At 35.2% G+C, this 20,238-nt stretch carries 13 protein-coding genes, 11 tRNA genes and 1 rRNA gene; all 25 read right to left on the bottom strand.

The window, feature by feature from the left end; translation table 11 throughout:
• Positions 1-60: 60 nt before the first annotated feature.
• The 25 genes from CBF36_RS09635 to rrf all read right to left on the bottom strand — a co-directional run bounded on the left by CBF36_RS09635 (position 61) and on the right by rrf (position 20,085).
• Positions 61-1,356: a CHAP domain-containing protein gene (locus CBF36_RS09635; RefSeq protein ID WP_125958237.1), complete on the bottom strand. Its 1,296-nt coding sequence runs from the start codon at positions 1,354-1,356 to the stop codon at positions 61-63.
• 412 nt (positions 1,357-1,768) lie between these two features.
• The gene (locus tag CBF36_RS09630) at positions 1,769-2,365 is read right to left on the bottom strand and encodes a nitroreductase family protein (protein WP_125958236.1); all 597 of its coding nucleotides are present in this window, start codon (positions 2,363-2,365) and stop codon (positions 1,769-1,771) included.
• Positions 2,366-2,496: 131 nt separating this feature from the next.
• Positions 2,497-3,648, bottom strand: coding sequence for a cation:proton antiporter (locus CBF36_RS09625; RefSeq protein ID WP_125958235.1), 1,152 nt, complete (start codon positions 3,646-3,648; stop codon positions 2,497-2,499).
• A gap of 131 nt (positions 3,649-3,779) precedes the next feature.
• Positions 3,780-6,041, bottom strand: coding sequence for a coiled-coil domain-containing protein (locus CBF36_RS09620; RefSeq protein WP_125958234.1), 2,262 nt, complete (start codon positions 6,039-6,041; stop codon positions 3,780-3,782).
• Between the two features lie 199 nt (positions 6,042-6,240).
• Positions 6,241-7,995 carry a thiol reductant ABC exporter subunit CydC gene (gene cydC, locus CBF36_RS09615; protein WP_125958233.1) on the bottom strand — a complete coding sequence of 585 codons (1,755 nt, stop codon included), beginning with the start codon at positions 7,993-7,995 and terminating at the stop codon, positions 6,241-6,243.
• 2 nt (positions 7,996-7,997) lie between these two features.
• Positions 7,998-9,728 (bottom strand): thiol reductant ABC exporter subunit CydD, encoded by a 1,731-nt coding sequence (cydD, locus tag CBF36_RS09610; protein WP_125958232.1) that lies wholly within the window; start codon positions 9,726-9,728, stop codon positions 7,998-8,000.
• A 16-nt stretch (positions 9,729-9,744) separates the two neighbouring features.
• On the bottom strand, positions 9,745-10,749 hold the full coding sequence (gene cydB, locus CBF36_RS09605) for a cytochrome d ubiquinol oxidase subunit II (RefSeq protein WP_125958231.1): 1,005 nt from the start codon (positions 10,747-10,749) through the stop codon (positions 9,745-9,747).
• 1 nt (position 10,750) lies between these two features.
• Positions 10,751-12,157 (bottom strand): cytochrome ubiquinol oxidase subunit I, encoded by a 1,407-nt coding sequence (locus tag CBF36_RS09600; protein WP_125958230.1) that lies wholly within the window; start codon positions 12,155-12,157, stop codon positions 10,751-10,753.
• Positions 12,158-12,271: 114 nt separating this feature from the next.
• The gene (gene gor, locus CBF36_RS09595) at positions 12,272-13,615 is read right to left on the bottom strand and encodes a glutathione-disulfide reductase (protein WP_125958229.1); all 1,344 of its coding nucleotides are present in this window, start codon (positions 13,613-13,615) and stop codon (positions 12,272-12,274) included.
• A 15-nt stretch (positions 13,616-13,630) separates the two neighbouring features.
• On the bottom strand, positions 13,631-14,866 hold the full coding sequence (locus CBF36_RS09590) for a peptidase U32 family protein (protein ID WP_125958228.1): 1,236 nt from the start codon (positions 14,864-14,866) through the stop codon (positions 13,631-13,633).
• A 12-nt stretch (positions 14,867-14,878) separates the two neighbouring features.
• Complete coding sequence (locus CBF36_RS09585; RefSeq protein WP_125958227.1) at positions 14,879-15,799, bottom strand: peptidase U32 family protein; 921 nt, start codon at positions 15,797-15,799, stop codon at positions 14,879-14,881.
• 113 nt (positions 15,800-15,912) lie between these two features.
• Positions 15,913-18,369 (bottom strand): ATP-dependent Clp protease ATP-binding subunit, encoded by a 2,457-nt coding sequence (locus CBF36_RS09580; RefSeq protein ID WP_125958226.1) that lies wholly within the window; start codon positions 18,367-18,369, stop codon positions 15,913-15,915.
• Positions 18,370-18,374: 5 nt separating this feature from the next.
• A complete protein-coding gene (locus tag CBF36_RS09575; protein ID WP_125958225.1) occupies positions 18,375-18,845 on the bottom strand; it encodes a CtsR family transcriptional regulator in 471 nt (156 codons plus the stop codon).
• A gap of 149 nt (positions 18,846-18,994) precedes the next feature.
• Positions 18,995-19,079: transfer RNA gene (locus CBF36_RS09570), tRNA-Leu, on the bottom strand.
• A gap of 8 nt (positions 19,080-19,087) precedes the next feature.
• Positions 19,088-19,158 (bottom strand) — tRNA-Cys (locus tag CBF36_RS09565).
• A gap of 9 nt (positions 19,159-19,167) precedes the next feature.
• Positions 19,168-19,239: transfer RNA gene (locus CBF36_RS09560), tRNA-Gln, on the bottom strand.
• Between the two features lie 10 nt (positions 19,240-19,249).
• A tRNA-His gene (locus tag CBF36_RS09555) sits at positions 19,250-19,322 on the bottom strand.
• A gap of 11 nt (positions 19,323-19,333) precedes the next feature.
• Positions 19,334-19,404: transfer RNA gene (locus tag CBF36_RS09550), tRNA-Trp, on the bottom strand.
• Positions 19,405-19,411: 7 nt separating this feature from the next.
• Positions 19,412-19,492 (bottom strand) — tRNA-Tyr (locus CBF36_RS09545).
• A 3-nt stretch (positions 19,493-19,495) separates the two neighbouring features.
• Positions 19,496-19,568 (bottom strand) — tRNA-Phe (locus tag CBF36_RS09540).
• Between the two features lie 5 nt (positions 19,569-19,573).
• Positions 19,574-19,646: transfer RNA gene (locus tag CBF36_RS09535), tRNA-Asp, on the bottom strand.
• A 27-nt stretch (positions 19,647-19,673) separates the two neighbouring features.
• Positions 19,674-19,745: transfer RNA gene (locus tag CBF36_RS09530), tRNA-Glu, on the bottom strand.
• A 25-nt stretch (positions 19,746-19,770) separates the two neighbouring features.
• Positions 19,771-19,860, bottom strand: a tRNA-Ser gene (locus CBF36_RS09525).
• Positions 19,861-19,884: 24 nt separating this feature from the next.
• Positions 19,885-19,958, bottom strand: a tRNA-Asn gene (locus CBF36_RS09520).
• Positions 19,959-19,969: 11 nt separating this feature from the next.
• A 5S ribosomal RNA gene (gene rrf / locus CBF36_RS09515) occupies positions 19,970-20,085 on the bottom strand.
• Positions 20,086-20,238: the final 153 nt, after the last annotated feature.

Raw genomic sequence — 20,238 nt, 5'->3', positions numbered from 1 at the left:
ATTTTTACAAAAAAAAACACACAACATTCATGATGTTATGTGTCTTGATTTATCTTATTTTTAGCGATGGATATATGTATATCCTGATGCGCTAATTGTTTGAGTATTTGGTCCTGTAGGTGAAGAGAAACCTGTTCCACCTTGTGAAATTGTGATAGTATTATTGGCTGCATTGTAAGAATCAACATAAGCAACGTGACCATAAGTTCCGTCTGCTGTCCATTGTCCACCAACAGATTGACCTGCTGCAAACACTACAACTGCACCTGTTGCTGGAGTTGAGTTAACTGTGTAGCCATCTGCTGCTGCTGAAGCACCCCATTGGCATCCATTACCCCAATAAGTTCCTACCCAAGGCGCTACGCTTTTCACATACCAAGTACATTGACCGACTGCATACATATTTCCTGATCCAGAATGATCTATGCCACCACCATTTGATGACGTACTTCCTGGAGATGTTGAACTATCTGATGAAGGTGTTGATGTATCAGCAGTTGGTTTTTCTACTGGTTTAGTTTCTTGTACTGGTGAATTTGGTTTTTCACTTGTAGATGTACTGCTATCTTTTATTGCATCAGTTTTCTTTTCATCTGAAGCGTTATCCGCTTTAACTGCTGTAGGAGCTGTTGCTTTTTCAGAAGCTGACTGTTGTGCTTTTAACACTTTAATTTGAGCAGCTTTTGCTTCTTCTTTTTGTTTATTTAATTTAGCTTTATCTCCTTCAGCTGTTGCTTGTTCAGCAGCTAAAGTTGTTTTTAATACATTTAATTCTGCTTGTTGTGCAGCTAATGAATCTTTTTGACTTTGTAATTCTTGTTGTGTTGAAGCCATTTCACTGATTTTTGCTTCATTTTCTTGAATATTTTGTTCAACTGATTGTTGATCTCTTTTTTGTTGTTTTACTAAGTCATTGTTTGCATTGACAATTGTACTCATTGCATGAACACGACTGATAGCATCTGATAATGAGTCAGCTTCTAAAACAGCATTCACATAGTTTGTGCTTTGTCCATTTGTTTGTGCATCACGAGCTTGTTTTTGAATTGATTTTTCACGTTTTGCAATTCTAATTTTTAATGTAGCAATTTCACTTTGTAATTTTTCAGTATCTTGACTTAATTCAACTTGCTTAGCTTCTAAAGATGATACTTTCTCGTTAACTGAAGCCACTTTTGATTCTAACGCATTAATCTCTGCTTGAGCTTTATCTTGTTGCCCTTTTAAGGCATTAATTTTTTCATCTTGTTGTTTAATTTGAACATCCACAGAATCTGCCAATGCCACACTTGGACTAGCTACCGCTGTTAATGCAATAGAACATACCATAATCGTTGCTAAAATATTCTTCTTCAATTTGTCTTCCTCCGAATAACTTATCTTAATTTATATAAAGTGTATTTATTATTAATTTCCCTTTTACTTAACGACTCACTCATTCTAACATAGCGATATGTCAGATAGATAAAGGAAATGTTACAAAAACATTTCATTCAACTCTCGCTATCATATTTTTAATTATTTTTAGATTATTTATCACGCTTTATTAACCAATAACTGAAAATATGTTTATAAATAGACTATCCACGCTTTTATAAAAAAAGCCACTAGCTTTCACTAGTGACTAAAGGAGTTGTTTATTTACTTTGGAGGAGTAAATAAAATGAAAAAGTTTGTTAGGGTTGTTTTGTTGGTATGCTTATATAATAGACAATAAATATGATATTTCTTCTGTTCAAATAAGAACTTTTTATGAATTTATCAAGTATTAATTAAAACGTTTAAAACGATCGGCATTTTCCATATATTCTTTTTCTAAAGCAGGAGACTCAATGGATCCAATCACTAATTGGCCTCGTAATTTCCAATTCTGCGGAATACCCCATTCACTTGATACTGATTCATCAATAATTGGATTGTAATGTTGTAAATTAGCACCAATATTTTTTTCTGCAAGAGCTGTCCAAACATTTGCTTGAGTTAGACCACTTGCCTGTTCTGACCAAATAGGAAAGTTTTCAGCATATAAAGCAAATTGTTCTTGTAATCTTTTCACGATATCTGTGTCTTCAAAAAATAAAATGGTGGCTTTTCCATTAGCAAATCCTTTTAATTTTTCTTTTGTATTTTCAAATGCCTCTGGTGGCGTTAAAGGTTTTAATAACTCTTCCGTCATACTCCATAATTTTTCATGTGCATCATCGAATAAAAATACCACACGTTGACTTTGAGAGTTAAAAGCGGTAGGAGATTCTCTGACAACATCTGTTACTAACTCTACAATTTCATCATTAGATAGAGAAGTATTTTTTCCAAGATTATATATTGAACGACGTTTTTTTAATAATTCTACAAAATTTGACATAAGTTAAACCATTCCTTTTTTTATTTATTTGATGGTTTTACTATAACAACTTATATAAAGTAAGTAAAATATTTTGCTTACTTTATATAAGAAAAAGCAGTTGACCTTTTAGCCAACTGCTCTAATATTTGTTATTTTTTAGGATAAATTTTCATAAAATAATGTTTCAACATTGGTGGTGCGATTAAAGTGGTTAATATCACTGAAATAATCACTGTCGTATAATATTCTTGAGATAATAATCCTGTTGCTAATCCTGTTGTTCCAATAATTAAAGCAACTTCCCCTCTTGAAACCATACCTGAACCAACTGCTAAAGATGAGTGATTATCAAAACCTGTTACTTTAGCTCCAAGGAATCCGCCAAAGAGTTTAGATAAAATAGCAATGATTGTACAGGCAACAAGGAAACCAATTTGACTAAATACACCAGCAAAGGAAATACTAATTCCTACACTAACATAAAAGAATGGGACAAATAATGCATTAGCAATTGGATCAACTGTTTTTTCCACTTCATGTTGGAAAGACGTCTGAGAAATAAATAATCCTGCTAAAAAGGTTCCAATAATCCCAGCCATACCTAGCATTTCACCAAAATAAGCAAAGCCAAATGCTACAATCAGCGCACCTGCTGTTACAGGAGCAGTGACTTTAAATTTTGAGAATAATGTTAGGAATTTAGGAACAATATAAACACCCACAACAAATGCTACAACAAAGAATAACACTTTTTTTAATAGTAACAATGGAACAGAAGAACTAGATGTATCTTCTCCCATAAAGGACATCACAAACGCTAACAACGTCACAACTAAAATATCATCCACAACAGCTGCACCTAATATTGTTGTGGCTTCCCTTGTTTGCATCATGCCCATTTCTTTTAACACTTGAACGGTAATACTCACACTAGTAGCAGAGAAAAGAACACCTAAAAAGATTCCTTCGTTGAAGGAAAAACCAAATAATTCCCCCATAGCAAAGGCACTAGCAAATGGTACTATAATACCTAATACTGCCACAGCAACTGATGGTTTCCAGTTTTCTTTTAATTGTTCTGCATCCGTTTCAAGACCTGCTAAAAACATCAACAACAAAACACCTATTTCTGAAAATTCTTGAAAAATAGCTGAGTCTTGCACCCAACCTAAAACTGCTGGTCCAATCAAAATTCCAATCAACAGCTTCCCCAAAACAGCTGGTTGACCAAGCTTCACAGATAAGTGCCCAGCAACTTTAGTTGAAAATAATATTAAAACAATAGTAAACAATAATTCCATACGTCATCCCCTACTCTTTTTTTATACCTACACTAATAAATCTATCAAACCCATTCATCTCTTGTAAAGATTTATCGTATTTTTTAATCCCGATATTATAAAAAAACCCCTTTTAAAAAGGGGTTCGTCGTTTATTCTTCATAATCTAAAATTGTTTGTAAATGACGGCTAATTAATGCATACGCTTGGACTTCTCCCCAAACTTCTTCAGTCATAACATATTTTCTTGATAAGAATTTTGGCGGTCTGATATCCTCTTCTAAGTTACGATAGAAACGATCAAATTTTTTCATTTTTGGTTTTGCCCATTTTTTAAATTTCATATCTTGAGATTTAAGAGCTTTCCATCTGTCTGGTAATAAATCTAATTGTTCTTCGAACACTTCATATTCTTTTTTGCGTATTTTTTCTTTGCCTTCTTCATATTGTGTTTCATACAAGATGCTATCAACATCATTCATAATTGTGACAGAATCATAACCTAACGTATCATCTTTTTCGTTGTAGTAACGATACTCTTCGTAATCATATTCTTCATAATCATCTGATAAGTCATTATCCTCATCTGTGTAATCTTCATAGTCTTCATAATATTCATAATCATCTGACTCGTCATCTTCGTAGTCTTCATAATATTCGTAGTCATCTGACAAATCATCTTCATAATATTCATAATCATCTGATTCATAGTCATCTGCTGGATAATCTTCTTTTTTAAAGTCTTCTACATCATTATGTATGTCTTCTTGAGATGGTTTATCAAATTCATTTGCCATTAATTCATCTGATGTAGGTAGGACCGTATTGTTAACAGGAATATCATTATTAGCGAATAATTGACTATTATCATCTTTAAACATCGCATCATCTGAATAACGACCAAAGTTATCATTTGTGTTATTAAAACTATTTTGTTGACTTGATGGATAAGAAAAATCGTTCATTCGTGAACGTGGATCCAAAGAATGTCCAGCATAACTATTATTTTGTAATTCTTTTAATTCTTTTTCTAAGTCAAATACTCGATCTGCGGCCATTCTATAATTTTTTTCTAAACGATTATAGTTATCTTGCCATTTCACTTGAGATGTTTCTTGAGAATCCATTAATTGATTAACCAAATCTTGTTGTTTTTCCAAACGAGTAGACAATTTTTGGATTTCTTCATTTTTGGTGCGATTTAAATTGTTGAAGTCCATTTCTCTACGAGTTAATTCTTCTTGCATTCTTTGAGCAATTCGTTGATTTTCTTGTGCAATCTCTTGAATAGCTAATTCTTTTTGAGTTAACTCATCATTTAAGACTTGAATCATATCTTGTCGTTCAGACAATAAATCTTCTAGTCTTAATTGTTGCTCTTTAAGTCGTTCATTTTCAATTGAAATTTGTTGATATTTCATTTGCCATTCTTTAGTAAGCATGTTGCTTTCTTGCTCTAAACGAATAAGCTGATTTTCTTTTTCTTTCAATTTTTGATTTGACTCATCAAGAGAACGTTGAACTTGCTCTTCAAATTGTTGGTTTTCATTAATAACAAGTCTAAGTTCTTCATTTTCTGTTTGAATGGCTTTTAGTTTTTCTTGCCAATTATTGGCTTCATTTTCTAACTCAAAGTTTAATTCAGTTACATTGTTTTTCAAACTTAGAATTTCTGATTGATTTAATTGAAGTTGCTGTCTATAGTCGATTTCATTATCCTGATAAGAAATAATACGTTGTTTTAAATCGTCATTTTCTATCACAACTTGTTCTATTTTTTGCTCATACTCTTGTCTAACTGATTTAATTTCTTGTTCAAATGATTTAATCACTCTAGAATTTTCATTTAATTGTTGTTCTAGACTATAAATTTTTTGATCCTTACCAAATAAATCATCGTCAAATCGACTAGATACCTGAGAGCTAGACATAGGTTTTTGAGCATGCGTCCCCATAGAGAACTTATTGTCATCATACCCCATTAATCCTGGTTGCATTGATTGATTATACTGAGCTCTCGTAGCATCTCCAAATTGCTCTTGTGCTTCAGTAATGGCTAATTTAAATAAATTCGGTGCGGTTGTTTTAATGTTTCGAATTTGAGTATTTGAGTATAAACGGCTCGCCTCAAAAGTTATCAATAATTCGATTCTTTCATGAGCAGAGTAATCTAAAAATACTCTCTCAACTGGATATAAATAAAAATTTTGTTTCCATTTTGACAAAAAAATGCCAACTGCCTGTTTAATAGTTTGCTCAGATATTCTAGCGCGTCTATTAGACCATTTTAGTAATAACTGGTTTTTTTTCATTGCAATGTTTTGATTTGTTAATAAAATAACACTATTGCTGTTGGGTTGCTTCGTTTCTTCTTGATACAATTGAACATCTATGACCAAGTCCTCTAAAGACATATAACCTAAACTCCTTCCACTATTCGTCTCATCTTCTTCATTAGAATGTACCCTCTTTAGTATTGATTAGATACTCATATTAATAGTACCTTTTCTGATGTGAATTGTAAAGTTGTTTTAGCACATTGACCAAATAAAATAAATTTTTTTGTTTACTTTTTTATATAAATAGCTCTCCTAATAATCAGGAGAGCTACTTTTACTCGTAAACGTCCATTTCATATAATTTTTTAAAATGTTGATTTTCTGCTAATAGTTCTCTTGGTGATCCTGACATATCAATCCTACCATCTTCAATAAATATTACCTCGTCAGCATGGTGAATACCCACTAAATGATGGGTAATCCAAATGACTGTTTTATCTCTTAATACCTCAAATACTGTTTCTAATAATTGTTTTTCTGTTAGAGGATCAAGACCAATAGTTGGTTCGTCAATAATAACAATCGGGACATCTTGTAGCAAAATTCTAGCTAACGCAATACGCTGTTGCTCTCCACCTGAGAATCGTTTGCCACCTTCTTCGACTAACGTTTCCATCCCTTTTGGAAGGCGTTCAACCACGCGTTTTAACCCTGCTGCTTCAATTGCTGCTAATACTTCCTCATCTGTCGCATCTAAATTACCAAGACGCACGTTATTTTTCAAACTAGTGTTAAACAAGTAAGGATGTTGATTTAATACACCAAAATAGTTTGCTTGTTGCCCTACTAATTCTTTTATATCTGTGCCACCTACTAAAATTTTCCCAGTAGTTGGGACTAAATCACCCCGAATAATCTGAGTTAATGTTGTCTTCCCTGTTCCACTTTTTCCAAGTAACGCCATGACTTGTCCTTCTGGTATAGTCAAATTAAAATGCGATAATAACGCTCTTTTCCCTTGAGGATATTTAAAGCTAACATCTTCTAAATTAATTGTTGTATTAGTTAATGTTATCTCTTCTTTTACGTCATGTATTTCTTTCTTTTCTGGATTGGGTAATTTAGATAATCGTTGAACTGTGTCTTCATAAATTGGTAACTCTTTTACCGAATCGCTTACTGGCCCAAAAGCATCTAACAATGGGAAAAAGGATAAGACAAACGCAGCTATCCAATTTAATGCAGCTTGATTTCCTTGACTAATAAAATAATTACCAGCCCATATAAATAAACAAGCAGCTATCACACCAAAAATCAATTGTTTCACGATACCCTCTAAACGAGAATAACGATTTAACTGATAATCCTCTTTTCTAACATTAGCTTCTGCTTCATTATATCGTGTTAGAAACTCTTCATACCGTCCACTATATTGCCAATCAGCAACACCTAATACTGCATCAGTTAAATCATTATAGAGTTCATGCTTTTTCGCTTTTTTACGGTATACCCTTGCATTATTAACCAATACTGCTGCTAGTGGTAACACCACTAAAATCAACGCAAATAATAGCAACATTAATCCAGCAAATGGGAGTGAGAAATAACCCAGTCCAATAATAATAAAAAGATACAAAATATACGACGTACAAATGGGAAAAATAGTTCTCAAATAAAGGTTTTGAATATGATTAATATCCTCTGATAATATACCCAATAAACTTCCTGACTGATAATTTTCTTTCGTACTTGCCGCTTCCGTTTCAAGTGAGCGATACAAACGAACACGTATATCAGATGTCATCTTTAACACCCAATTATGACTTCCTAAACGCTCAATATATCGAAATGTTGGTCTTGCTATACCAAATGCACGTGTTAAAACAATCGGAACATAAACTAACAAAATATTTTCAGGTTTTGCAGCAGACTTACTGATTAAATAGCCTGAAGTAAACATTAACGCTGCGGCTGAAAAAAAGGTTAGAAAACCAAGAAATAAAACCAAAGCTAACAATTTTTTATATTTTTTAAAAAACGGTCTAACCCATTGATCTTTTTTAGTTAACAATAGATAATCCTGTTTCATTTCTATAACCCTCCTTTCAATTGATTCACAAAATGTTGATAGGCACCATTCTTAGCACGCAATTCATCATATGTTCCTTGTTCAACAATTTTTCCATCTTCCATCACTAAGATATAATCCATCTCTCTCATCCAATGTAGACGATGTGTCGCAAAAAATACTAATTTATTTTCAAATAATAGTAACATCGTTTCTTTTAATTCATACTCTGTTTCCACATCTAAATGGGCAGTAGGCTCGTCAAATAATAAAATATTTCGTTCTTTATCTAGTAACGCTCTAGCCACTGCTATACGTTGATATTGACCACCACTTAATAGATGACCGCCTTCACCAATCACCGTATCCCATCCATCTGGCAACTCTTCTATGACATCAATCAACCCCGCTTGCTTAATGGCTTCAGCGCATTCTTCAAAACTTGCATCTGGGCGATAAAATGTAATGTTTTCTTTTAATGAACCATGAAATATATAAGGATCTTGTGGAATATAAAATAATTGATCTTGCCATGCTTTTTTGTGTAGATTCGCCATAGATGACTTATTAACATGAATACTTGGCTCTGTCGCTTCTAAAAATCCACCTAAAAGTTTAATCAAAGTCGATTTCCCAGAACCGGATAAACCAACTACCCCAATTTTCCCACTCCCTTGCCAATCAAATGATAAATCAGTTAAGGTCGTTTGCTCTTGTTTATCGTTATATTTTAACGATAAATTTTTAAGTGATAATGTATCTGATTCATTCCATCCACCTGTTAAATCTATTGTTTCATCATTCGTTAATTCTTTTTGGTCCAAAATAGAGAAAATTGATTTCAATGTATTTCCACCATCAAGTGTCGCATGATAATCATTTGAAAAATCTCGCAATGGTAAAAAGAAATCTGGCGCTAACACTAATGTTGTCAAAGCAGGCCACAACTCAATTTGGCCATTCATTAACTTAAATCCTAAAAATACCGCGACAATAGCAACAGATAAAGTAGTAAAGAAATCCAATGCAAAGGTAGATAAAATGGCAATTTTTAACGTACTCATTGTTGCTTTTCGGTAATCTTCACTCATTTCATAAACATTTTTCTCATATTTTTTGCTTAAACCTAAAAAATAAAGTGTTTCAATTCCTCGTAATGAATCCAAAAAATGATTGCTTAATAATTGAAATCCCTCATATTGTCTATCTGCTTTTGCTCGTGCGGCATATCCTAAAATAATCATAAACAAAATAATAATTGGAAATACTAATAACAAAATCACACCTGAGCGGATATCTTGAGTGAAAACAAATAATAAAATAATCCAAGGAATCACCATCATATTTGTTAACTTCGGTAAAATTAACGTCATATAATTCTCCACCTGGTCAATGCCTTCAATCGTCATCGTGACCATATTTCCAGTACCTTCTTTTTGAACAAAATTAGGTCCTAGTCTAAAAATCTTTTGTAACAACTGTTGGCGAACTTTTCTAGCTTCTTGATATGCGTACTTATCAAGTGACTTATCTCTTACATACAATACTAACTGTCTACCAACAAAACACGCAAAAAACCAAATAAGTGACATAGTTTGAGAAGCAACAGTTTCTCCATTCCACAACGCGCTAATTCCTTTTGATAAAAAATAAGCCTGTCCGATAATTAATAAGGCTTGTAGGATTCCTAATCCTACAAGCCCAATTAAGACCGACCTAATCTTATCAATACGAAATAAATTCTTATCAATCAATTAGGTACAACTCCTTTTATCTATCAATCTTGACACGTTTTGCAAATTGTTTGTATGTCCAAGCCACATAAATTAACACTACTGGTAACAAGATAGCTGTTACAATCGTCATAACTTTTAATGTATAAGGTGTACTTGAAGCATTTTCAATTAACAAACTATATTGTGAGTCTTGTCCAATCATGACACGTGGGAATAATCCATTAAATAGGAAAGCCACAATGCCAATAAACACTAAACCAGTTGAAATAAATGATAATCCTTCTTTGTCTTTATAAGTACCATAAGCAGCAAGTGCTGCAAAGACAACGATTAAAACTAACAGAATTAATGATGAAGTAAAACGTTCAGTAAAGAAATCTGTTTTTAAATAAGCCAAAATAGCAAAAACAACTAAACCTACAAATAATACTGGGTATAATTTTTTCGCAATAGCCAATGAACGTTCACGGACGTTTCCTTCTGTTTTAAGACGTAAATAGTTTAAGCCATGTAAGAAACTCACTAATGTCACAGCCACACCACCTACGATAGAAAATAGATTAACATAATCAGTGAAGGTCGCGTTCATCACGTTTTTAGTAGCATCTAGTGGAAGTCCCATAACTAAATCAACAAACATCATACCAAATAAGAAAGGAACAATCACACTACCGATAAACAACGTCCATTCCCACGTATTACGTTCTTTCGCATTTTCAGAACTACTTCTAAATTTAAATGAGACTCCGCGGATAATTAACCCAACTAATATAAATAGTAAGATTAAATAGAAGCCACTAAATAATGACGCATACCATTCTGGAAATGAAGCAAACATCGCACCACCTGCTGTAATTAACCATACTAGGTTACTTTCCCAGATAGGCCCGATTGTTTCAATGACTTGATCACGCTCACGCTTGTTACGAGCAACTAATTTAACTGCCATTCCAACCCCAAAATCAAATCCTTCTAAGAAGAAGAAACCTGAAAAGAGTACACCGATTAAAATAAACCATAAAAATTGTAAACCACTCATTTTATAGAACCCCCTTTGCAAATGGGTCAATACCATCTTTTTTCGCTTCAGATGGATCAACATAATAAGGTCCTTTTTTCACTGCACGTTTACAGAAGACAAACATCACATAACCTAAAACACTAAACAATAAGAAGTAAACAATGTTACTAATTAATAATGATGTTGCTGTCACACTTGGAGATACACTATCTGCAATAGTGAACAAGCCATAAACAGTCCATGGTGAACGTCCCAATTCTGTTACTAACCAACCAAATGTATTAGAAATGAATGGGAAACTGATACCTGCTACAAATAGCCATAGCATCCATTTCATACTTTGGATTTTATTTTTATGAAGGAGATACAATCCAACGATTGCCATTAATGCCATCAATGAACCAAAGCCAGCCATAAATCTGAATCCCCAGAATAATGTTTTGACTGGTAAATAGTAATCCATCTCTGAACCAAATTTTGCATCATATTCATCATGCAATTCTTTATTGGCTTGATCCATCCCAATATATTTATCTTCCCCACCTAAAATAGTTAATAAATAAGGAACTGATATTTCCCATTTTGTTTCTTTATCTTTGGTGTCGATTGATGCAATAATATTCCAAGGAGCTGGTGAAGAGGTATCTTCATAAATCCCTTCCATTGCAGCAAATTTCATTGGTTGATCGTTTGCGACAGCAATCATTTGTTGATGTCCCGCACCAATAGTTAAAATTGACCCAACTAAGCCAATGATTAACCCAATGTTCATTGATTTTTTAAAGAATTCCATGTCTTTATTTTTAAGCATTTTCCATGCAGATGATCCAGCAATAACAAAACCACCTGTCACAATCGCTCCAAACAAGACGTGAGGGTATTCTACCCATAATTGATGATTTTTTAGTAAACCAACAAAACTTGTTAACTCTGCACGATTTGTTGCTTCATTAATTGAATACGCTACTGGATTTTGCATGAAAGAGTTTGCTGCAAGAATCCACAACGCTGATAAAGCTGTTCCGATTGACACTAACCAAATAAATAATAAATGCAGTTTTTCATTGAATTTGTCCCAACCAAACATCCATAGTCCAATAAATGTTGATTCCATAAAGAAAGCAAGTAAGGCTTCAACTGCTAGAGGTGCCCCAAAAATATCCCCCATAAAACGAGAGTACTCAGACCAGTTCATCCCAAATTGAAACTCTTGAATAATTCCTGTTACAACCCCTACAGCAAAACCAATTAAGAAAATATTTCCCCAGAATTTTGCCATATCTTTATAGATCTTATCTTTTTTGACAACATACATTGTCTCCATTACCGCAACAGCAAAAGCCATTCCGATAGACATCGGCACGAAAAAGAAATGGAAGACAGTTGTCATACCAAACTGGAATCGTGCTAAAAATTCGATATCCATGAATAATCCTCCTTATATACGTCTATTTAACAAACTTATTATACCCGATAGACTAGGTAGTTTCAAAATTTTTTCAACTCGTTCTCATATAATAATTAATTTAATTTATCCTACCTATCTCATTGTCACAAATTCTTCTGCACCGGTCGGATGGATGGCAACAGTTTGGTCAAAGTCAGCTTTTGTAGCCCCCATTTTAACTGCTACAGCAAATCCTTGTAACATCTCATCAACACCTAGTCCGATACCATGTAACCCTACTATTTTTTCTTCTTTTCCAACACACACTAATTTCATCCAACACTTTTCACGTACTTCAGTAATCGCAAACTGCATTGGGGTAAAACGAGAGGTATAAATTTTGACATCATCACCGTATTGTTCTCTGGCTTGTTTCTCAGTTAATCCAACTGTTCCAATCGCTGGATGAGAAAATACAACTGTTGGAACAGTGTGGTATTCAAGGAACATATTTTCTTGATTGTTAAATAATCTTTCAGATAAACGACGTCCTGCTGCAATTGCCACAGGTGTTAAATTGATTTTATCAATCACATCTCCTACCGCGTAAATACCTTCTTGTGTGGTATTTTGATATTTGTCTACTTTAATTGCCCCTTTATCTGTTAATTCAACGTCTGTCATATCAAGATTTAATCCATCCATATTCGGTACACGACCAATTGCCCATACGATTTCATCAACTGCTAACGATTTTCCATTTTCAAAGTGTAACACATATCCTTCAGATGTTTTTTCAACACGCTTTGGTACACTGTTGGCGTGTAAATGGACACCACTTTTTTCATAGCTTTCTGTCAAACCATTAATTAATAAATCATCAAAATCACGTAAAAAAGTATCGCGTCTAAATGCTAAGTGCGTTTCAGCTCCTAAACCATTTAATACCCCAGCAATTTCAACGGCAATATATCCCGCTCCAACTACTGCCACACGTTTTAGTAATTTTGTTAATTCAAAGAAACCATTTGAATCAATTCCATACTCTGCTCCTGGAATAGCTGGTCGAATAATTTTTCCACCTGTCGCAATTAAAATATGAGGTGCCGTAAATGTTTCGCCATTCACTTCCACGACATTTTTCTCTTTAAATTTTGCATACCCTTTAATATGAGTGACTCCGTTGCTTTCTAATCCCTTTAGATACAAACCATTTAAACGTTTGATGTACGTTTGGCGATTTTTTACTAAACGAGCCATATCAAAGCCATCCACTGTCACATCAAATCCATACTCATAGGCTTGGTGATGCAGCATGTCGTTCATTTGAGAAGCTGACCACATGACTTTTTTAGGAACACACCCAACATTAACACAGGTTCCTCCTAGTTCATTTCCTTCTATTAGTAGTACTTTCGCGCCGTGCATTCCCGCACGATTAGCAGAAGCAATCCCCCCACTTCCACCACCAATGACAATATAATCAAATGTTTTCATCCTTTTTCTCCCTCCTTATTTTTGTTTGCGAATCATATCACCAGGTTTAACTGGTTGTTCAACAGGCATTTTTACAATCATCATAGCATTCGGTGCTTTTTCGATTAACTCACCATCTTCATTCCACATTTCTTTGATATCTTGTTCAAAATGAGTAAACCCTGGACCATAAAATTCAATGTGGTCATCTAATCTAAAATGATTACGTTGTCGGATTGTGGCAATTTTCGTTTCGTTATCATAGTCTAACACCTCACCAATGAACTTATACACTGGTATTTTACGACGTTTTCCAAATAATTGCTCGTCATCAGTTGGAGTATGATAATAAAAACCGGTTGCTAATTCTCGTTGTGCTACTTTCCATAATTCATCAATCCACTCTTGCTTGCATTCATAATTTTCTGGGTCTGCCATATAGCTATCAACAGCCTTTTTATAAACATTGGATACTGTTGACACATAGTGAATCGATTTCATCCGTCCTTCAATTTTTAAACTATCCACACCATTTTTTACCAAATCAGGAATGTGTTCAATCATTGACATATCAACCGCACTCATAGAAAATGGCTCACTCACTTCTCCAGTATCTGTTAGTGAACGTCTCTCCTCACCAAAAGGCATATCGAATAAATCATATTTCCAGCGACAAGATTGAGAACACCCACCACGATTAGCGTCTCTGTGGCTCATATGATTTGATAACGTGCAACGACCAGAATAAGAAATACACATCGCGCCATGGATAAATGCTTCTATTTCAATATCTGTGTTTTGACGAATCTTTGCCACTTCTTCCATTGATACTTCTCGTCCTAGAACCACACGTTCTAATCCTTCATTTTTCCAAAATTCAAGGGTTTCAAAATTCGTTGCTGAAGATTGTGTTGATAGATGTACAGGTAATCCTGGCGCTTCTGTAATACATACTTCAATTAAAGCAGGATCAGACACTATAACCGCACTGATTCCAATATCACGTAACGTTCTAAAAAACTCACCAGAACCTTTTGCGTCTCCCTCATGAGTTACCATATTAGCTGCAACATAGACTTTCGCACCACGTTCTTTAGCAAACGCAACGCCTTCTTCCATCTCTTCGTATGAGAAGTTACCCGCACGGCTTCTTAATCCATAAGCATTTCCACCAATATAGACCGCATCTGCCCCATAATGAATGGCGACTTTTAATTTTTCAAGGGTTCCAGCTGGTGCTAATACTTCTGGTCGTTTCAATGTATTTGTCATCTTCACTCTCTCCTATTTTATTTCTTCAGGATCTAAATAATAAAAACCAGTATCTAAACTTCGCCCAATTGGGTGATTTTCCATCACAATGGTTTGTAATTTTTTTGCCAATTGCTCTGTCCAAGTTCCAGCAATCAACGCTTTTTTAGCTTCAATAAAGCACGATACAATCGTCACAAATGCTTCTCCAGGGGTATACATCCCATCTAATTTCCAATGGTTTAAACCTGCTTCATATAATTCGTTTAATTCAAACATTAAGTCTACATCATTCGTTGCATAAATGTGTGTCCCATGCTTGTCTTCAAAAATAGAATAATGCGTTTCTTCATCTTTTGGCTCTGAGATAAATAAGCCATCTTCTTTCGCAACTTTATCCTGTTGCTTGGTAAAGTTAAAATAATTTGTAATCAATGGACGTTTTGAATGGTGGATACAGGTTGCTCCGTACACAAGTACTTCCGTAAACACATCCGCTTCTTTCCCAATATGTTGCAATTCTTCAAATGGAATTTCCCGTGCCAGTATAGCACCTATTGCTCCACGTTTCGCCCAAAAGTTAACTTGTCTCGAGCTTGTAACCATAGTTTCCGCATTATAAACATATGGCAACTGATACCCGTCACGTTGTAATACATAAATCACACCAGGATCGCCTACAATAATATCATCTATACTAATTGATTCTAAAAACTGCAAGTATTCTGGTATTTTTTCCATTTTGTCTGGATGCATAATCGCACTCACCGCAACACGCGCTTTTTTCCCATGCTTATGAGCCAATTCAACCAACTCAGACATTTCTTTTCTTGTGAAATAATGTGGTAATCTTAAGCCAAATTCTTCTTCTCCAAAACACAAAACGTCGATATCTAATTCAACTAATTGACGTGCTTGTTCAAGTGAGTCAACTGTTGTACTTATTTCTATCATACAAGACACTCCTATCCATTATAAACACTCTTATCCTACCATATAGACTAAACCTATCGCAATTCTCTCACAAGATAAAAGCGCTAGTTATGCGAATAACTAACGCTTTTTTGCTACACTTTTTGTACTTGTTTAATGCGTGTATTAATTTTACCTTTAGAAGCTCCTAAAGTAATCGTATCACCCGTTTGAAGTTCACCAGATAAAAGTAACTCACTTAATTTATCTTCGACTTCTTTTTGCAAAGCACGACGAATTGGACGAGCACCATATTCTGGATCAAACCCTTCACTGCTAATCACATCAATCGCAGCAGGAGTAAATTTCAATGTAATCTCTTGTTCTTTTAATCGCGCAACAATGTCTTTAGACATAATCTTAACAATATCATGCAATTGCTCTTTATTTAGTGAATGGAACACCACGACTTCATCCACACGATTTAAAAATTCAGGTCTAAATGATTTTTTCAATTCTTCTAAGATACGAGATTTCATGGCTTTATAATCTTTTGATTCATCTGCCACACCAAATCCAACCGTTTTTTCATCTCGTAAAGCAGTTGCCCCGATATTAGAGGTCATAATAATAATCGTATTTTTGAAATCAACTTTACGGCCCTTAGCATCTGTTAAATGGCCATCATCTAATACTTGTAATAAAACGTTAAATACATCTGGATGAGCTTTTTCTACTTCGTCAAGTAACACAACAGAATAAGGTTTTTGACGAATCCGTTCAGTCAATTGTCCACCCTCATCATATCCAACATATCCAGGAGGAGAACCAACTAAACGGCTAGTGCTATGTTTCTCCATAAACTCAGACATATCAACTCGAATCAAGGCTTCTTCTGAACCAAACATCACTTCTGCAATAGTTTTAGCTAGCTCTGTTTTACCAACACCTGTTGGACCTAAAAACATAAATGACCCTATTGGACGATTAGGACTCTTTAATCCACTTCTAGCGCGTCTAATCGCACGAGAAACAGAATCAACTGCTTCTTCTTGGCCAACAACACGTTCATGCATCACTTTCTCTAAATCAAGCAGACGTTCACTTTCTTTTTTCTCAAGCTGAGTCAACGGAATCCCTGTCCATTGAGAGATAACTGATTCAATATTATGTTCCGTCACTTTTTGCATATAGCCATTTTCTTCTTTTTCTTGTTGCTCAACAAGTTTAGCTAATTTTTTCAAAGCTTTCTTTTCTTTTTCTCTAATGTCTACTACCTCAGAAAAATTTTGCTTGATAATCGCTTCTTCTTTTTCTTGGTAAATATTAGCTAATACCTTTTGTTGCTTCACAATAGGTGATGGCTTTTCTGCTTGGTTTAGCCGTACTTTGGCAGATGCTTCGTCAATCAAATCAATGGCTTTATCTGGCAATTGTCTATCATTAATATAGCGAATAGATAATTTCACTGCTGCCTCAACAGCCTCTTGGGTAATGGCTACTTGATGATGTTCTTCATACTGAGATTTTAATCCTGTCAAAATATCAATTGTTTCTTCTTCAGTGGGTTCATCAACCATAATTTTAGCAAATCGACGCTCTAACGCTGAATCTTTTTCAATATATTTTTGATATTCATCTAACGTAGTCGCCCCTATTGTTTGCAATTCTCCACGAGCTAAGGCAGGTTTCAAAATATTAGATGCATCAATCGCACCTTCAGCTCCACCAGCTCCAATCAGTGTATGCAACTCATCAATAAATAATATAACCTCTCCATCATGATAAATTTCATCCACCAATTTTTTCATGCGATCTTCAAATTCACCACGATATTTAGTTCCAGCAACTACTGCTCCCATATCAAGCATCATCACACGTTTGTTTCGCATATCTTTTGGTACATTGGCTTCAATGATTCGTTGTGCTAACCCTTCAGCAATAGCAGTCTTTCCAACACCTGGTTCTCCAACCAGCACCGGATTATTTTTCGTTCGACGACTCAAAATTTGAATCAATCGTTCCACTTCTGTTTCACGACCAACTAATGGATCTAACCGTTTTTCTCGAGCACTTTGGGTTAAATCTCGTGCTAAAGAATCTAATGTTGGGGTCCCTTCACTTCCTGAATTTTTACCCATTTTTCGATTTTTACCATTTTTATTATTTTCTGTAATACCGATTCTTCTCAATATATCTTTGCGTAATTTAGGAAGTTCTACTCCTAAATTCTTTAAAATTCTAGCAGATAATAACGTATCTTCTCTGACCAAAGCAAGTAAGATATGTTCCGTTCCAATACTTGGTGCTCCAAGCCGTTTAGCCTCTTCACCTGCGAAAGCTAATACATCCTTAGCACGCGGAGAATACGGAAGTAATTCATTTTCCTTTGATTTGTAACGACCATATTGAACAATCTGTTCAACCTCTTCAAATAGATAAGTATCATCAACATCAAAATATCTCATTGCTTTACCACCAATTCCTCTTGGTTCTTTAACTAAAGCAATCAATAAATCTTCTGTCCCAACTACATCATGTCTAAAATATTTTGCACTCTCTTGTGCTAGATTAAGAACTTCGTTAGCTCGCTTAGTAAATAATTCACTCATATATGTCACTCCTGTTCTTCATAGGTTAAACGTTCTAATACGTCAATCATCATATTCGCTCTCAATAATTTTTCTTCTTCTGAACGACTAATGCCTGTTAGTTTAAACGCAGTATTAAGCAAATGCTTTTCACGTATAGTTATTATATCATTATCCTGTAGTTCATTTAAAATAGCAAATGCTTCACTCTCTGTTAAACCCTTGCTTATCATATCTGGAATTTCTTCGCATATTCTTGTCTTATATTGTATTAGCTTAACTTTTACAATACGAATATAGCCACCACCACCACGTTTACTCTCTACCCGATACCCTTTTGGAATAGTGAATCTTGTATTAATAACATAGTTAATTTGTGATGGAACACAATTAAATTGATTCGCAATTTCTGCTCGTTTTATTTCAATAATATCTTCATTCTTCAATAGTTCTTTTAAGTAATCCTCTATAATATCAGACATATTTTTATTTTCCATAAAAATCTCACCCTTCAAAAGTAACATAAAACAATTGACTTATATTGACCTTTATTATACATAATATATCTAGATATTTATACTAATTCGCTTTGTATATGCCAAAAGAGCTTTGAATGAAATCATTCAAAGCTCTTTTTACTAGATTATACCGGCGGCCGGGGTCGAACCGGCACGCCCTCAATGGGCACTGGATTTTGAGTCCAGCGCGTCTGCCAATTCCGCCACGCCGGCAAAACAAGAGGCGGTAACCGGATTTGAACCGATGATAAAGGTTTTGCAGACCTCTGCCTTACCACTTGGCTATACCGCCTTTAATAAACTGGGCTAGCTGGATTCGAACCAACGAGTGACGGAGTCAAAGTCCGTTGCCTTACCGCTTGGCTATAGCCCAATAATAAAAAGGCGACTGATGGGAATCGAACCCACGAATGCCGGAGCCACAATCCGGTGCGTTAACCACTTCGCCACAGTCGCCATATTACTAACAGGGGTAGTAGGAATCGAACCCACGCTGACGGTTTTGGAGACCGTAGTTCTACCGCTAAACTATACCCCTTTAAATATGGAGGGGGGCAGATTCGAACTGCCGAACCCGAAGGAGCGGATTTACAGTCCGCCGCGTTTAGCCACTTCGCTACCCCTCCAAATGGCGCAAGACAGAATCGAACTGCCGACACACGGAGCTTCAATCCGTTGCTCTACCAACTGAGCTACTGCGCCAATAACGGTCCCGACGGGAATCGAACCCGCGATCTCCTGCGTGACAGGCAGGCATGTTAACCCCTACACCACGGAACCTAGTTATGGTTTGTATTAATAATTTTATGACCCGTACGGGAATCGAACCCGTGTTACCGCCGTGAAAGGGCGGTGTCTTAACCGCTTGACCAACGGGCCAATCTAATAATTGTCTTTTAAAATACGGAGAGTAAGGGATTCGAACCCTTGAGACAGTTAATACCGTCTACATGATTTCCAATCATGCTCCTTCGGCCAACTCGGACAACTCTCCTGAGTTTTACCTAAATTAAAAGAACTCCGGCAGTAGGACTCGAACCTACGACATCATGATTAACAGTCATGCGCTACTACCAACTGAGCTATGCCGGATAATGATATAAGCACGGCAACGTCCTACTCTCACAAAGGGAAACCCTTCACTACCCTCGGCGCTAAGAAGCTTAACTTCTGTGTTCGGCATGGTTACAGGTGTATCCTTCTTGCCATCGTCACCGCACTTATATGCTTTTTTATTGAGTGATTATTCACTCAAAACTGGATGTTAAGTTAGTATCAATATAATTGTCCACCGCTATCTTGGTTAAGTCCTCGACCGATTAGTACTAGTCCGCTCCATACATCACTGTACTTCCACTCCTAGCCTATCTAC

The sequence above is a fragment of the Vagococcus bubulae genome, assembly GCF_003950315.1.
GTDB classification, from domain to species: Bacteria; Bacillota; Bacilli; order Lactobacillales; family Vagococcaceae; genus Vagococcus; species Vagococcus bubulae.
The sequence above is the reverse complement of the archived record's forward strand: the minus strand, read 5'-3'. Positions and strand labels throughout refer to the sequence as shown.